The sequence below is a fragment of the Achromobacter sp. 1012554356 genome (genome assembly GCF_059760815.1).
In genome coordinates, this window is sequence record NZ_JCBANC010000005.1 from 13,283 (window position 1) to 26,205 (window position 12,923).

14 protein-coding genes are annotated in these 12,923 nt (G+C 67.0%); 6 read left to right on the forward strand and 8 right to left on the reverse strand.

What is annotated here, in order from left to right; translation table 11 throughout:
• Positions 1–9: 9 nt before the first annotated feature.
• Complete coding sequence (locus AC6LJW_RS03485; RefSeq protein WP_056561092.1) at positions 10–987, reverse strand: Bug family tripartite tricarboxylate transporter substrate binding protein; 978 nt, start codon at positions 985–987, stop codon at positions 10–12.
• Positions 988–1,106: 119 nt separating this feature from the next.
• On the opposite strand from AC6LJW_RS03485, the gene AC6LJW_RS03490 reads away from it, so the two are divergent.
• A complete protein-coding gene (locus AC6LJW_RS03490; RefSeq protein ID WP_427986991.1) occupies positions 1,107–2,063 on the forward strand; it encodes a LysR family transcriptional regulator in 957 nt (318 codons plus the stop codon).
• Between the two features lie 33 nt (positions 2,064–2,096).
• On the opposite strand, the gene AC6LJW_RS03495 is transcribed toward AC6LJW_RS03490, so the two are convergent.
• Positions 2,097–2,708 (reverse strand): glutathione binding-like protein, encoded by a 612-nt coding sequence (locus AC6LJW_RS03495; protein WP_056561100.1) that lies wholly within the window; start codon positions 2,706–2,708, stop codon positions 2,097–2,099.
• Between the two features lie 150 nt (positions 2,709–2,858).
• Here AC6LJW_RS03495 and AC6LJW_RS03500 point away from each other — a divergent pair, with 150 nt between their 5' ends.
• Together AC6LJW_RS03500 and AC6LJW_RS03505 are read left to right on the forward strand one after the other, a co-directional pair.
• Positions 2,859–4,022, forward strand: a complete 1,164-nt coding sequence (locus tag AC6LJW_RS03500) for a PQQ-dependent sugar dehydrogenase (protein ID WP_082578803.1) — start codon at positions 2,859–2,861, stop codon at positions 4,020–4,022.
• Between the two features lie 5 nt (positions 4,023–4,027).
• Entirely contained in the window at positions 4,028–4,666 is a 639-nt protein-coding gene (locus AC6LJW_RS03505; RefSeq protein ID WP_498086513.1) for a glutathione S-transferase family protein, read from the forward strand.
• Positions 4,667–4,690: 24 nt separating this feature from the next.
• On the opposite strand, the gene AC6LJW_RS03510 is transcribed toward AC6LJW_RS03505, so the two are convergent.
• Positions 4,691–5,599: a DMT family transporter gene (locus AC6LJW_RS03510; protein WP_056561103.1), complete on the reverse strand. Its 909-nt coding sequence runs from the start codon at positions 5,597–5,599 to the stop codon at positions 4,691–4,693.
• Between the two features lie 58 nt (positions 5,600–5,657).
• Positions 5,658–6,035 (reverse strand): DUF423 domain-containing protein, encoded by a 378-nt coding sequence (locus AC6LJW_RS03515; protein ID WP_056561106.1) that lies wholly within the window; start codon positions 6,033–6,035, stop codon positions 5,658–5,660.
• 207 nt (positions 6,036–6,242) lie between these two features.
• Between AC6LJW_RS03515 and parS the strand changes: the two genes are divergently transcribed.
• Both parS and AC6LJW_RS03525 read left to right on the forward strand, forming a co-directional pair.
• Positions 6,243–6,713 carry a type II RES/Xre toxin-antitoxin system antitoxin gene (gene parS / locus AC6LJW_RS03520; RefSeq protein ID WP_056561109.1) on the forward strand — a complete coding sequence of 157 codons (471 nt, stop codon included), beginning with the start codon at positions 6,243–6,245 and terminating at the stop codon, positions 6,711–6,713.
• The gene (locus AC6LJW_RS03525; RefSeq protein ID WP_056561112.1) at positions 6,710–7,222 is read left to right on the forward strand and encodes an RES family NAD+ phosphorylase; all 513 of its coding nucleotides are present in this window, start codon (positions 6,710–6,712) and stop codon (positions 7,220–7,222) included. Before parS ends, AC6LJW_RS03525 begins: the two co-directional genes overlap by 4 nt.
• Positions 7,223–7,295: 73 nt before the next feature.
• Here the strand turns inward: AC6LJW_RS03525 and AC6LJW_RS03530 are convergent, their stop codons facing one another.
• Together AC6LJW_RS03530 and AC6LJW_RS03535 are read right to left on the reverse strand one after the other, a co-directional pair.
• A complete protein-coding gene (locus AC6LJW_RS03530; protein WP_056561115.1) occupies positions 7,296–8,357 on the reverse strand; it encodes an alcohol dehydrogenase in 1,062 nt (353 codons plus the stop codon).
• A gap of 13 nt (positions 8,358–8,370) precedes the next feature.
• A complete protein-coding gene (locus tag AC6LJW_RS03535) occupies positions 8,371–9,579 on the reverse strand; it encodes an ABC transporter substrate-binding protein (RefSeq protein WP_056561116.1) in 1,209 nt (402 codons plus the stop codon).
• Between the two features lie 224 nt (positions 9,580–9,803).
• Between AC6LJW_RS03535 and AC6LJW_RS03540 the strand changes: the two genes are divergently transcribed.
• Positions 9,804–10,544 carry an IclR family transcriptional regulator gene (locus tag AC6LJW_RS03540; RefSeq protein ID WP_056561119.1) on the forward strand — a complete coding sequence of 247 codons (741 nt, stop codon included), beginning with the start codon at positions 9,804–9,806 and terminating at the stop codon, positions 10,542–10,544.
• A 13-nt stretch (positions 10,545–10,557) separates the two neighbouring features.
• Here AC6LJW_RS03540 and rocF read toward each other — a convergent pair whose 3' ends face one another.
• Both rocF and rocD read right to left on the reverse strand, forming a co-directional pair.
• Positions 10,558–11,478 (reverse strand): arginase, encoded by a 921-nt coding sequence (gene rocF, locus AC6LJW_RS03545; RefSeq protein WP_156395176.1) that lies wholly within the window; start codon positions 11,476–11,478, stop codon positions 10,558–10,560.
• Positions 11,479–11,557: 79 nt separating this feature from the next.
• Complete coding sequence (rocD, locus tag AC6LJW_RS03550) at positions 11,558–12,793, reverse strand: ornithine--oxo-acid transaminase (protein WP_498086514.1); 1,236 nt, start codon at positions 12,791–12,793, stop codon at positions 11,558–11,560.
• Positions 12,794–12,923: the final 130 nt, after the last annotated feature.

The following is a 12,923-nucleotide window of genomic DNA, read 5'->3' on the forward strand; positions in this document are numbered from 1 at the left end:
GAAGAATGCTCAGTCCAGTTTTTCGATGCCGGCGGTGTCGATGATCTGCTGCCACTTGGCGGTTTCGCGATCGATCAGCTTCTTGAAGTCCGCCGGGGAGCCGGTGGCAGGTTCCGCTCCCAGCGTGGCCAGGCCCTGGCGCACTTCCGGCGCTTGCAGCGCCTTCTGGATGGCGGCGTTCAGCGTCGCCACCACGTCGTCGGGCGTGCCCTTGGGCGCGACCACGCCGCCCCAGGCGACGGTCTCGTAGCCCTTCAGGCCGGATTCGTCCAGCGTGGGCACGTCGGGCATCAGCGACAGGCGCTTCAGGCTGCTGACGCCGATGGCGCGGACCTTGCCGCTCTTGACCAGCGGCGCGGCCTCGGACGTGTTGACGAACAGGTAGTCCAGGCGGCCGCCCAGCAGATCCTGGATGGCGGCGGGGCCGCCGTTGTACGGGATGAACATCACGTCCAGCTTGGCCATGCTCTTGAAGAGCTCGCCGCCCATGTGGCCGGTGGTGCCGACGCCCGATGCGCCATAGGACAGACGGCCCGGCTCCTTGCGGGCGCGGTCGATCAGTTCCTGCACGCTGTTGACGGGCGAATCGGCCGGGACGATCAGGGCGTTGTACAGGTCGAACATGTGGGCGACCGGCGTCAGGTCCTTGTCCACGTCGTACGGCAGGCGCTTGAACAGCGAGCGGTTGACCGCCAGCGTATTGATGTTGCCGTAGCCGACCGTGTAGCCGTCCGGGGCTGCGCGCTTGATGAGCGCAATGCCGATGTTGCCGGCAGCGCCAGGGCGGTTTTCGACGACCATCGTGGCGCCGGTGTCCCGGGCGATCTGCGTGGTGATCAGGCGCGACAACACGTCGGGCGAGCCGCCAGCGGCGGAAGGCACCACGAAGGTGATCGGCTTGTCGGGATAGCCGGCGGCCGAGGCGGCGCCGGCAAAGGCGACGCTGAGCGCCGCCATGGAAAGACTGCGAAGGAGCGCGCTGCGCATGGTGGATTTCCCCTGGTTTTGTTTTGTGGAGCGGGCAGATTACACCCGGCCATGCGGCACTGCGTCATCGAAAAATGTCTCAAACCTATAATCCCCCGTTATTGGAAAAGGGGAAAAAAATGGAAGCCGATGGGTATGCCGACGAGGTCGGGCCGAGCGCCGGGCGGCCGCTGAACCTGCGCCAGATCGAGGTGTTCCGAGCCATCATGATGGCCGGCTCGATCAGCGGGGCGGGGCGCATGCTGCATGTGTCGCAGCCAGCGGTGAGCCGGGTGCTGGCCCTGACGGAAAACCGCCTGGGCTACCGGCTGTTCGAGCGCGTCAAGAGCCGGCTGTCGCCCACGGCCGAGGCCCGGCGCCTGTATGCCGAGGTCGAGCAGGTGTATGGCGGTATCCAGCGCGTGAACGACCTGGCCGCCAGCCTGGGGCAGTCGGGCGCGGGCATGCTGAAGATCGTGGCAAGCGCCAGTTTCGGGCAGCGCCTGATCCCCATGGCGCTGGAGCGGTTTCGCGGACGCAATGCGGGCGCGCGGGTCGATTACCGGAGCGTGACGTTCGACGAGCTGGCGGCGTACTTTCTGTCGGGACAGGCGGACATCGGCATTTCCATGCAGCCGCCGGATCATCCGAACCTGACGTCGGTCCGGCTGGCGCGCGTGCCGGTGGTGTGCGTGCTGCCGCCCGGGCATCCGCTTGCCAGCCACGACGCGGTGCGGCCGGAAGACTTTTCGTCGGCGGCGTGGATCGGCTACCCGCGCGATACGCCGCTGGGACGCGCGCTGCAGCCGTTCTTCGGCGAAGGCCCGCACTGCGCGGCGGCGATCGAGGTGCATTCGCCTGTGACCGCCTGTTCCTTCGTGCAGCAGGGCCTTGGACCGGCGCTGGTGGATGCCTGGTGCGTCACGCCGGATCAGGCCGCGCACATGGCGCTGCGTCCGATCACGCCCGAGGCCAGCGTGGAGATCTGGGCGACGCATTCCAATCTGAGCGCGCCGCCCTTGCTGGCGCGGCGCTTTCTGGCTGCGGTGAAGAAGATCCTGGAGAGCGACGCGCTGCCCGGGGTGACGCCGGAATAGGACTTCCGTGCGTCAGCCGGGCAGCGCAGCCGCTTACAGTCCTTCGGCCTGCAGCGCGGCCTTGACGCCGGCGTTGGCCTGCATGCGCTCGAAGAACGCGGACAGGTTGGAAAGGCCGGACAGGTCCACTTCCTTGGCGTGCGCCCAGCGCAGCACGACGAACAGGTAGGCGTCCGCGACCGAGGGCGCGGCGCCTGCCAGATAGGACTTGCCCGCCAGTTGCGTGTCCAGTTGCGCGAACAGCTTGGTCAAGAGCGCCGAGGCCGAGGCGGCCAGTTCCTTCTGCGCGCCTTCGTCCTTCAGGTAGCGCTGCGCGCCGAAAAGCAGCGAGAACGTCTTGTGGACGTCGGAGTTGATGAAGCCGACCCAGCGGCGCACTTCGGCGCGTGAACGCGCGGTGCCGTCGCCCAGCAGCGTGCTTTCGGGCGCCTGTTCGGCCAGGTACTCCAGGATGGATACGTTCTGCGTGATGGCCCAGTCGCCATCGGTCAGTGCAGGCACGGCGCCCAGCGGATTGATCCGCAGAAACTCGGGCTCCTTGAGCGCCTCGCGGCTGAGTTTGTGCGTTTCATACGGCTTGCCGATCCACTCGAGCACGATGTGGGAAGCGAGCGAGCACGCGCCGGGCATGTAGTACAGTTTCATCTGTCGGAGACTCCTGGAAGGAAGAACGGGAGATCTCCCGTCCGTGGGCGCTATGGTACGCCAACCGGGTATGCCATTCGCGAGTGGTCCCGCGTCTCTCCGTCATGCCTTCCGCGCCCGCTTTTCAATCTGTCGCCGCCGGAGATGTCCATGCAGTCACGCACCGCCGCGAGCACGCGCGCAATTCCCTTTCTCTTGTCCTTGACCCTGGTTTGCGCCGCCGCGCCCGCGATCGCGCAAGCCTCGCAGGAACCGCCCTCGGCGCCTGCGCGCGTGATGCCCGTTGTCGGTGGCCTGGACCATCCCTGGTCCATGGCGTTCCTGCCCGACGGCGGCATCCTGATCACCGAACGACCGGGGAACCTGCGGCTGTTGCGTACGCCCGGCGGGTTGTCCAAGCCGCTGACCGGTGTGCCCAAGGTCGCCGCGCGCGGCCAGGGTGGCCTGCTGGACGTGGTGCTGTCGCCGGACTTTGCGACCGATCGCTACGTGTATCTGTCGTATGCGGAGTCGGACGGAGACAAGAGCGGCACGGCCGTGGGACGCGGCCGGCTGGCCGACGATGCCAGCGGGCTGGAAGACTTCAAGGTGATCTTCCGCCAGGAGCCCAAGCTGTCGTCCGGGCTGCATTTCGGATCGCGCCTGGTGTTTGACGGCAAGGGCTATCTCTACATTGCGCTGGGCGAGAACAACCAGCGGCCCACGGCGCAAGACCTGGACAAGTTGCAGGGCAAGGTCGTGCGGCTCAAGGCCGACGGCGCTCTGCCAGACGACAACCCCTTTGTGGGCAAACAGGGCGCGCGGCCCGAGATCTGGTCGTACGGCCATCGCAATCCGCAAGGCATGGCGCTCAACCCGTGGACCGGCGAGCTCTGGGAAAACGAACACGGGCCGCGCGGCGGCGACGAAGTCAACGTGGTGCAGCCGGGCAAGAACTACGGCTGGCCGCTGGCGACCTACGGCATCAACTATTCGGGCCTGAAGATTCCCGAGGCCAAGGGTGAGACGCTGCCGGGAATGGAATCGCCGATCTACTGGTGGCCGAAGTCGCCCGCCATCAGCGGCATGGCGTTCTATGACGCCGACCGCTTTCCGGCCTGGCGCAATTCGCTCTTCATCGGCGCGCTGGGCAACCAGAACCTGATGCGCCTGACCGTCGACGGCAATCGCGTGGTCGAGAAGGAAAGGCTGCTGGTTGACCGCAAGCGCCGGATCCGCGACGTGCGGCAGGGGCCGGACGGTTATGTGTATGTGCTGACTGACGCTTCGCCGGGCGAACTGCTGCGGGTGGCGCCGGCTGAAACAGGAGGGTGATCGTCATGAAGACGTATGAACTCATCGGGTCCGCGGGCTGCGGCTCCGCCATCGTCGAGATGGCGCTGGTGCTGGCCAATGTGCCGCACGTGCTGACGGACGTGCCTTACTTGAAACCCGGTCCCGAGCGGGACCGGTTGCTGCATCTGAATCCGCTGGGGCAGGTGCCTACTTTGATCCTGCCCGACGGCGAGGTCATGACCGAAAGCGCGGCGATGATCCTGCACCTGAACGACGTGGCGCCGCAGGCAGGTCTTGCGCCCACGGCGGACAAGCCGGAACGGGCGCGCTTTCTGAATCTGCTGGTGCGGATCGTGGCGGCGGTCTATCCCACCTTCACATACGGCGACGATCCCGCGCAGTGGACGACGCCAGGCGATGCGGTTGACCTGCTGCGCGAGCGCGTCCACACGCGCCGCGCCGAGCTATGGCAGGAACTGGAACGCCAGGCGGGCGCGCCGCACATGCTGGGGCGGCGGTTTTCGGCGCTGGACCTGTATGTGACGGTCATGACGCATTGGCGCCCGGGTCCCTCGTGGTTCAGTGCGATGTGCCCGGCATTGACTGCGGTGGCGCGCGAAGCCGCGATGGAACCCAATGTGGCCAAGGTGTTGCAGCGGCACTTTCCGCCGCCCAGCGAATAACGCGGGCGGCCGGGCAAGGCAGCGTCAGGTGGCGGCACGCCGGCGCGATTTGCCTCGCGCCTCGCGCAAGGCGATGTACACGCCGCTGCCCGCAATGAAAACGGCGCCCAGATACGCATAGGCGTCGGGCGCCTCGCGCCAGAATATCCAACCCAGGATCGTCGCCCAGACCAGGCCCGTGTAGTCGAAGGGCGCCACGACAGAAGCCGGGCCGATGCGGAATCCCTGCGTGATCAGCGCCAGCCCCAGCGTGCTGAACAGCGCCACGCCACCGAAATAAGGCAGGTCTTCGACGGCCGGCGCGCGCCACACCCACGGCAGTCCGATCGCGCTGCACACCAATTGCCCCAGCACGATGTAGAACGTGGTGGTCAGCATGCCTTCGGCGCGGTTGATACCGCGCGCCGTGATCATCATGACGGCGTAGAGCAGGGCGGTGGTCAGCGGCAGCAGGGTGGCGGCCTGGAAGGCCTGCGTGCCCGGGCGCACCACGATCAGCACGCCCGCAAAGCCCGCCAATACCGCCAGCCAGCGCTTGCCGTCGACGCGTTCCTTAAGGATCAGCACCGACAGCGCGGTGACGAACAGCGGCGCGGCAAACGCGATGGCGGTGGCTTCGGCCAGCGGCAGCGCCTGCAATCCAAGATAGAAGCAACAGGCCGAGACCACGTTGATGGCGCCGCGCGTCAGGTGCAGGCCGGGATGCGTCGTGCGCAGCACGCGGCGTCCACCCAGCCACAGCGCCAGCGCGGTCACGAAAGGCAGCGCGATCAGCGCGCGCAGGAAGAGAATCTGCAGCGGGTTGTAGCTGGCGCCCAGCCACTTGGCGTTGGCGTCGCTGAGCGTCAGAAAGAAAATGCCGCCCGCCACGCAGGCGATGCCTGCGGCTGCGGAATGTTCACGGACGGCGGGTAATGCGGTGCTTGGGGACATCTGAAACCTGCAAGGGCGGCGGTTCCTGCCACCGGTGGATGAAGAACGGAAGACTTTTTCAGCTTTGCGCGCGGTAGGCGGCAATGGCGACCATCGCCCAAGCGGCCAGGAAGGCCGTACCGCCGAACGGCGTGACCGCGCCCAGCCAATGCGTGCCGGTCAGCGTCAGCACGTACAGGCTGCCCGAAAACAGCACGATGCCGACGAACATCACGACGCCCGCGGCCGACAGCAGCGGCGACCCGAAGCGGGCGCCCAGCAGCGCGATGATGAAGATGCCCAGCGCGTGGACCAGGTGGTACATGACGCCGGTCTGCCACACGGCCAGCATGTCGGGCGTCAGGATGCGCTTGAGCCCATGCGCGCCGAACGCCCCGGCGCCCACCGCCACCATGAGATTGATCGCCGCGAGTATCGTGAGCTGCCGGTCCGTCATTGCGTGTCCTTGAGAGAAATGCGAGGGGGGATTTTGCCGCCGCCTATGATAGGCCCAAATATGGTGCATGATCGGCCGCCATGGTTCCCGCCTTGCGCGTCAATTTCCAAATGGGATATTATAAATTCAATTTGGTAATTCAGCCGCCCCATGCGCTGGCCGGGTCCTCCGGTTGGCTGTTCGTCCAAGCGGCGCCCGGAGCAGATCATGACCATAGCCCTGACCGATAAATCTCTCGCCAAGCGCGGCGCCACCACCAAACGTCCGCCGCGCCCCAGGCAGCTTTTTCGCGGCCTGATCGACAGCCCGCTCACCGACATTGCCCGGGACGTGCACCGCGGGCTGCCCGCGCAGATGGTCGACGATGCCGCCGATTACCTGCAGGTGCCCAAGTCGGAAATCATGGCGATCACCGAGGTCAAGGCGGCGTCGCTGTCGCGTTGGACGCGCGAAGGCCAGGCGCTGCCGCTCGGTGAATCCGACCGGCTTGCCCGCGTCGCCCGGGTGGTGCGCGTTGCCCGCCAGGTGCTGGGCAGCGACGAGGAAGCGGTGCTATGGCTGAACACGCCCGTGCCCGCGCTGGGCAACGTCAAGCCGTTGTCGCTGCTGACCTCGGACGCCAGCAGCCGCATTGTCGAAGACACGCTGGCCCGCGCCGCCGCGGGCGTTTACGCATGACCGACTACGTTTCGCTCTGGCGCATTGGCACCACGGCGGGCAAGTACCGGGCGGACGACCTCTCCGGCGCCGGGGCGGCCGCGGTGGGCGGACGCTACAACAGCCCGGGCACGCCGGTCGTGTATGCCTCGGCCAGCGTGGCGCTGGCGGTGCTGGAAACGGTGGTGCATTTTGCCGCCCGCGCGTCCGAGCACGCCAACCGCTACCTGATCGAACTGGCCGTGCCCAACGGCATCTTCGAGGCACGCCAGTCGCTGTCGCTGGTGCAGTTGCAGGACGACTATCCGTTCTGGGACGCGGTGCCCTTTGCCGAGGCCTCGCAGGCCGTGGGCGACAACTGGGTGGCGTCGGGCGTGTCGGCGCTGCTGGAATTGCCCAGCGCCATCGTCCCGTACCGTGGCGTGCCGGACTGCAATTTCCTCATCAATCCGGCGCATCCGGACGCCGAGGATATCGTGGTGGTGCGGCGTGAACGCTTCATCTACGATCCGCGATTGCGGCCGGCGTAAGCATCCAAAAGCAGGCGTCAAAGCAAACGCGCCCGGTGCCGGGCGCGTTTGTTTTTTGATTGCAACGCTGGCGTCAGTCGACCGTCAACACGGCCCGGCCCACGACCTTGCCTTCGCGCAGCGAGGTCAGCACGCGGTCCGCCTCGGCCAGCGCGTGGCGGTGCACCGGCATCGGCGGCACCTTGCCCGCCCGCACCAGTTCCATCAATTCCTTCAGTTCGGCCAGGTTGCCCACATAGCTGCCGATGATGGACAGCGCCTTCATCGGAATCAAGGCGATGGGCCAGGTGGAGCCGCCGCCGAACAGGCCGACGATGATGAGCTTGCCGCCCTTGGTCAGGAAGTCGAACGCCAGCGAGGTGGTGGCCGGCGCGCCGACCAGATCGATTGCGGCCCGCACCGGCTTGCCGCCGGCGGCCTGCATGATCTGCTGCGCGGCATCGGGTGCGGCGCCGTCAATGGCCGCCAGCGCGCCCGCGTCCAACGCCGCCTGGCGCTTGGCCGGGTCGATGTCGACGACGATGGCGCCCGCGCCGCCCAGCGCCTTGATCAGCGTCAGGCTCATCAGGCCCAGGCCGCCCGCGCCGAAGATCACGACGGGATGCTCGCGGTAGATGTCGGCGCCTATCTTCTGCAATGCGGAGTACGTGGTGAGCCCCGAGCATGCGTACGGCGCGATCTGCGCGGGGTCCAGGTCGCCGATGTCGATGAGGTAGCGGGGATGCGGCACCACGATGTGGTCGGCATAGCCGCCGGCGCGATGCACGCCCAGGCAGGCGGGCGCCGTGCAGTGGTTCTCCATGCCGGCCGCGCACGACGCGCATTTGCCGCAGCCGATCCACGGATAGACGAGGTAATTGCGGTCGGTGGCGAGGCCTTGCGCGTCGGGGCCGGCCGCCACGACGGCGCCAACCGTTTCGTGGCCCATGGTCAGCGGCAACGATACGCCACGGTCCTTGAGCGACAGGGTCCGGCCCTGGCCGAGGTCGTAGCCGCCTTCCCACAGATGGATGTCGCTGTGGCACACGCCGGCCGCGCGGACCTTGAGCAGCACCTGCGACCCCTGCGGGGTGGGCGTGGGCTGGTCCATCTCCTGCAGCGGTTCGCGGAAATTGACGACGCAATAGCACTTCATGGTTGTCTCCTTTTTATTTCTTGACCAGGGGGCATTCGCTGTCGGCGAGCGACACGAAGACCTTTTCGCCCGGCACCGTGGACAGGATGCGGTAGTAGTCGTTCGGATGCTTGGATTCGGCAGGCTTTTTCACCTCGACCAGGTACAGGTCCATGATGACGCGGCCATCTTCGGGGCGCACCCGAGCATTCTTGATCAGTTTGGTCGTGATGGGCAATTCGCGCATTTTCTGGTTGACCACCGCCGCGTCGAAGGTGCCTGCGGCCTGCGCGGCTTGCAGGTAATGCGTGGTGGCTACGTAGCTCAGGGCCTGCACGATGGACGGCGCGCGCGTGACGCCCATCTTCTTTTGCCAGCGCTGCGTCCAGGCGCGCGTGTCCTCGTCGGCGTCCCAGTAAAAGCCGGTGGGGAAGGTCAGCCCCTGCGCGACCGGCAACCCCATCGCGTGGACGTCGTTGATGAAGGTCAGGAACGTCAGCATCCGCTGCTTGCCGCCCGCCAGACCGAACTCCTGCGCCTGCTTGATGAGGTTGACCAGATCGCCGCCTGCGCTGGCCAGGCCCACGACGTCAGCCTTGGAAGACTGGGCCTGAACGAGGAACGACGCAAAGTCCATGGCGCCCAGCGGGTGGCGCGTGCTGCCCACGACCTTGCCGCCCGCACCCTGCACGAAGCGCGACGCGTTGGTTTCCAGCGATTTGCCGAAGACGTAATCGGTGGTGATGAAGTACCAGCTCTTGCCGCCGCTCTCGACGACGCTTTTGACCACCGCGTTGGCCAGCGCGTAGGTATCGGGCGCCCACTGCGTGCTGAGGTTGCTGCATTGTTTGCCGCTGAAGTCTCCGGCAAAACCGCCGCTGATCAGCGCCGTGCCGCCTTTTTCGCGCGCCACGCCCTGCGCGGCCAGCCCGGCCGAGCTGGCGCCGCCGTCCACCACCGCGACCAGATTCTGGGTGTCGAACCAACGGCGAACCAGCGCGGACGCCACGTCGGCTTTGTTCTGGTTATCCGCGCCGACGACCTCGACGGTCTTGCCGGCCACCTTGCCGCCGAAATCCTCCACAGCCATGCGCACGGCTGTCTCGGACCCGAGGCCGCCCAGGTCGGAATAGATGCCGGAGCGGTCGTTGGATACGCCCAACCGCACGACGTCGGTCTGGGCTTGGGCCGCGCAGGCGGCCAGGGTGGCGGCCAGAGCCGCCAACACGGGTTTGATACGCATCTTTCTGTCTCCCAGCCCTGAAACGGACCGTTTTAATGAACGTTATGGATGACGCGACAACTCGGGAAGGCGGCGCCGGTGCTCCAGCCGGCTGAAACTTATTTCACATTGGTGAATGCAAATTCCTGTGCAAGAATTTAGGTACCTGCACATGAAAAGTCAACACGGTGGAACACCCTAGTGCGGGTGCCGAAACCCCGTTGCCACGAAGGAGGGCCGACGCCGTGGAAGTGAAACTTGTCGCTCGCACACTGGAGTTGCTGGAGCTGTTTGCGCAGACGAAACGGCCCATGCCGCTGACCGAACTGGCCCAAGGGCTGGGCGCGCCGATGTCGAGCTGCCTGGCGTTGGTGCGCACGCTCGTGGCGCGGGGGTATCTGTACGAAGTCCGGCGCCGCGCCGGGTATTACCCCACTGGCAAACTGCACGGTCTGGCGGCGCAGATCCTGGCGGGCGACCCCTGGCTGGATCTGGTGCGGCCGCGTCTTTCCGCGCTGCGCGACGCAGCCAACGAAACCGTGATGCTGGGCAAGATCCAGGATGGCGCCGTGGTGTTCCTGGACGTGGCCGAGTCGACGCAGCCCGTGCACTACGCGGCGCGGCCGGGCGAACGCCGGCCGCTGCACACCAGTTCGGTCGCCAAGGCCATCCTGGCGCGTCTGCCGGCCGCCGAGCGCGACCACGTGCTGGCGGCGGCGCAATACACGCGCTACACGGATCGCACACTGACAACCCGCGAAGACCTGCTGGCTGACGTGGACAGAGCTGGCGAGCGGGGTTGGGCGTCGAACGTGGGGGAGAGCGTTGCGGACCTGACGGGCTTGGCCGTCGCACTGGATCTGGGCGGCGAATGGTACGCGCTATGCCTGGCGGGGCCCACGCCGCGAGTGTGGGCGCAGCGCGAGGAGAACCTGATGCATCTGCGCGAAGCGGCCGAGGCGATCCGGCGCGATCGGGAGGGATAAGCGGACGGCGATATCAGGGCCCGCGGCGCACCAGCGTGGATTTACCGAACAAGCTCTCGATCAGATCCACCGCCAGCTCCGCTGTCCGGTTGCGCACGTCGAGCGCGGGATTCAGTTCCACCACGTCCAGCGAACGCATGAGGCCGGTGTCGGCAATCATTTCCATGCAGAGCTGGGCCTCGCGGTAGGTGGGGCCGCCCATGACCGTGGTGCCCACGCCCGGCGCGATCTCGGGATCCAGGAAGTCCACGTCGAAACTCACGTGCAGGTGCGTGTCGGCGTCCAGGCCAGCCAACGCGGCCTGCATGGTGGCGCGCATGCCCATCTCATCCAGATACCGCATATCGAAGACCTCGAGGCCGGCGTCGTGCAGCAGGCGCTTTTCGCCGGGGTCGACGCTGCGGATGCCGATCTGGCGCACGCAGGACGGATCGATGTCCGGGCACTCGCCCGACATGCCGGTCAGCGGCGCGGGGCCGTTGCCGCACAGGCAGGCCACCGGCATGCCGTGCAGGTTGCCGGTGGGCGTGAGCAGGTGGGTGTTGAAGTCGGCGTGCGCATCCAGCCAAAGCACGCGCAGCTTTTTGCCGGCGGCGCGGCAATGCCGCGCGACGGCGCTGACCGAGCCGATGCCCAGGCTGTGGTCTCCGCCCAGCAGGACGGGCAGACGGCCTTCGGCCAGTTCTTCGTACACGGCATCGTGCACTGCCTGATTCCACGCGGTCACTTCTTCCAGGTGACGATAGCCGTCCACCGGCGGCAGCCAGGGATTGGCGGGGCCGTACAGGTTGCCGCGGTCGCGGACCTGAAAGCCCTGGGCCTCGATGACCGGTCCCAGATCCGCGACTCGGAGCGCTTCAGGTCCCATCGACGCGCCGCGCGCGCCGGCGCCGATGTCGGTCGGTGCGCCGATGAGGGTGACTTGGGTAGGCAGGGTGGGGGTGTTAGCCGAGTCGTTCGTCAACGCGTTCGTCAATTCGCATGCTCCGTATTGCGGTGTTCAGAGTGGGGGATCAGGCGGCGGACAGCACCGCCGCCAGTTGGTCGCACGCCCAGTCCACCTCGTCCCGCGTGACGATCAGGGGCGGCGACAGGCGCAGGGTATGACCGTGGGTGTCCTTGACCAGCAAGCCTCGCGCCTGGAGCCGTTCGCACCAGAGGCGGGCGCCGCCAGCGTCCGGCTCCAGTTCCACGGCCAGCATCAGGCCGCGTCCGCGCACCTCGCGCACGGGGCCGGGCAGCGCGCGCAGGCGCTCCAGAAAGTGCGCACCCACGGAGGCGGCGTTCTCGATCATGCCTTCCTCGGTCAGCACCCGCAGCGCGGCGCGCGCGATGGCGCACGCCAGCGGATTGCCGCCGAAGGTGCTGCCGTGCTGCCCGGGCTGGAAGACGCCCAGCACGTCGGCATTGGACAGCACGGCGGACACGGGATAGAAGCCGCCGGACAGCGCCTTGCCGACAAGCGTGACATCGGCTTCGATGCCTTCGTGCTCCTCGGCCAGCAGCTTGCCCGTGCGCCCCAGGCCGGTCTGGATCTCGTCCAGGATCAGCGTGATGCCGCTCTCCGTGCAGCGTCGGCGCACGCGGCTGAAGTACCCGGGGGGCGGCATCACGACACCGGCTTCGCCCTGTATCGGTTCGACCAGAAACGCGACCGTGCGGTCGGAAATGGCGTCATTGAAGGCGTGGAAGTCGCCAAAAGGCACAACCTTGAAGCCGGGGGCGAACGGGCCGTAATGGCCATAGGCGTCGGGGTCGGTGGAAAACCCCACGATGCCCAGCGTGCGGCCATGGAAATTGTTGGCGCACACGATGATCTCGGCCTCGCCCTCGGGCACGCCGCGCACCTCGTAGCCCCACTTGCGCACGGCCTTGATGGCGGTTTCCACGGCCTCGGCACCGCTGTTCATGGGCAGGATCTTGTGGGCGCCCGTGAGGCGCGCCAGATCTTCGTAGAAGCCCGCCATCTGGTCATGGCGGAAGGCGCGCGACGTGAGCGTGAGCTTTTGCGCCTGCTCGGTCATGGCGGCCAGGATGCGCGGGTGGCAATGGCCCTGGTTGACGGCGGAATACGCGGCCAGGCAGTCCAGGTATTTGCGCCCGTCGACGTCATAGACCCAGACGCCGCTGCCGCGCGCCAGCACGACGTCCAGCGGATGGTAGTTGTGCGCACCCAACTGATCTTCGATGTGGTCGCGGCGGCTGGCGGCGGACTGCGCGCCGGGCTGGGGGGTCATCACGGCATGCATGCACGTCTCCCAAGGGCGTATTGGGGCCATCTTAGCGCCGCCAGCACGGCTTGGCATTGCCATTGCATGACAAAGGCCTTTCCGGGGCTGGTGCGCCGGGTGCTGCACAATAGCGCCTGTGCCGGACCGT

Bases quoted from the DNA above. Each gene is read 5' to 3' on its own strand.
- AC6LJW_RS03485 (WP_056561092.1), bottom strand. From the start codon at position 987: ATGCGCAGCGCGCTCCTTCGCAGTCTTTCCATGGCGGCGCTCAGCGTC.
- AC6LJW_RS03490 (WP_427986991.1), top strand. From the start codon at position 1,107: ATGGAAGCCGATGGGTATGCCGACGAGGTCGGGCCGAGCGCCGGGCGG.
- AC6LJW_RS03495 (WP_056561100.1), bottom strand. From the start codon at position 2,708: ATGAAACTGTACTACATGCCCGGCGCGTGCTCGCTCGCTTCCCACATC.
- AC6LJW_RS03500 (WP_082578803.1), top strand. From the start codon at position 2,859: ATGCAGTCACGCACCGCCGCGAGCACGCGCGCAATTCCCTTTCTCTTG.
- AC6LJW_RS03505 (WP_498086513.1), top strand. From the start codon at position 4,028: ATGAAGACGTATGAACTCATCGGGTCCGCGGGCTGCGGCTCCGCCATC.
- AC6LJW_RS03510 (WP_056561103.1), bottom strand. From the start codon at position 5,599: ATGTCCCCAAGCACCGCATTACCCGCCGTCCGTGAACATTCCGCAGCC.
- AC6LJW_RS03515 (WP_056561106.1), bottom strand. From the start codon at position 6,035: ATGACGGACCGGCAGCTCACGATACTCGCGGCGATCAATCTCATGGTG.
- parS (WP_056561109.1), top strand. From the start codon at position 6,243: ATGACCATAGCCCTGACCGATAAATCTCTCGCCAAGCGCGGCGCCACC.
- AC6LJW_RS03525 (WP_056561112.1), top strand. From the start codon at position 6,710: ATGACCGACTACGTTTCGCTCTGGCGCATTGGCACCACGGCGGGCAAG.
- AC6LJW_RS03530 (WP_056561115.1), bottom strand. From the start codon at position 8,357: ATGAAGTGCTATTGCGTCGTCAATTTCCGCGAACCGCTGCAGGAGATG.
- AC6LJW_RS03535 (WP_056561116.1), bottom strand. From the start codon at position 9,579: ATGCGTATCAAACCCGTGTTGGCGGCTCTGGCCGCCACCCTGGCCGCC.
- rocD (WP_498086514.1), bottom strand. From the start codon at position 12,793: ATGCATGCCGTGATGACCCCCCAGCCCGGCGCGCAGTCCGCCGCCAGC.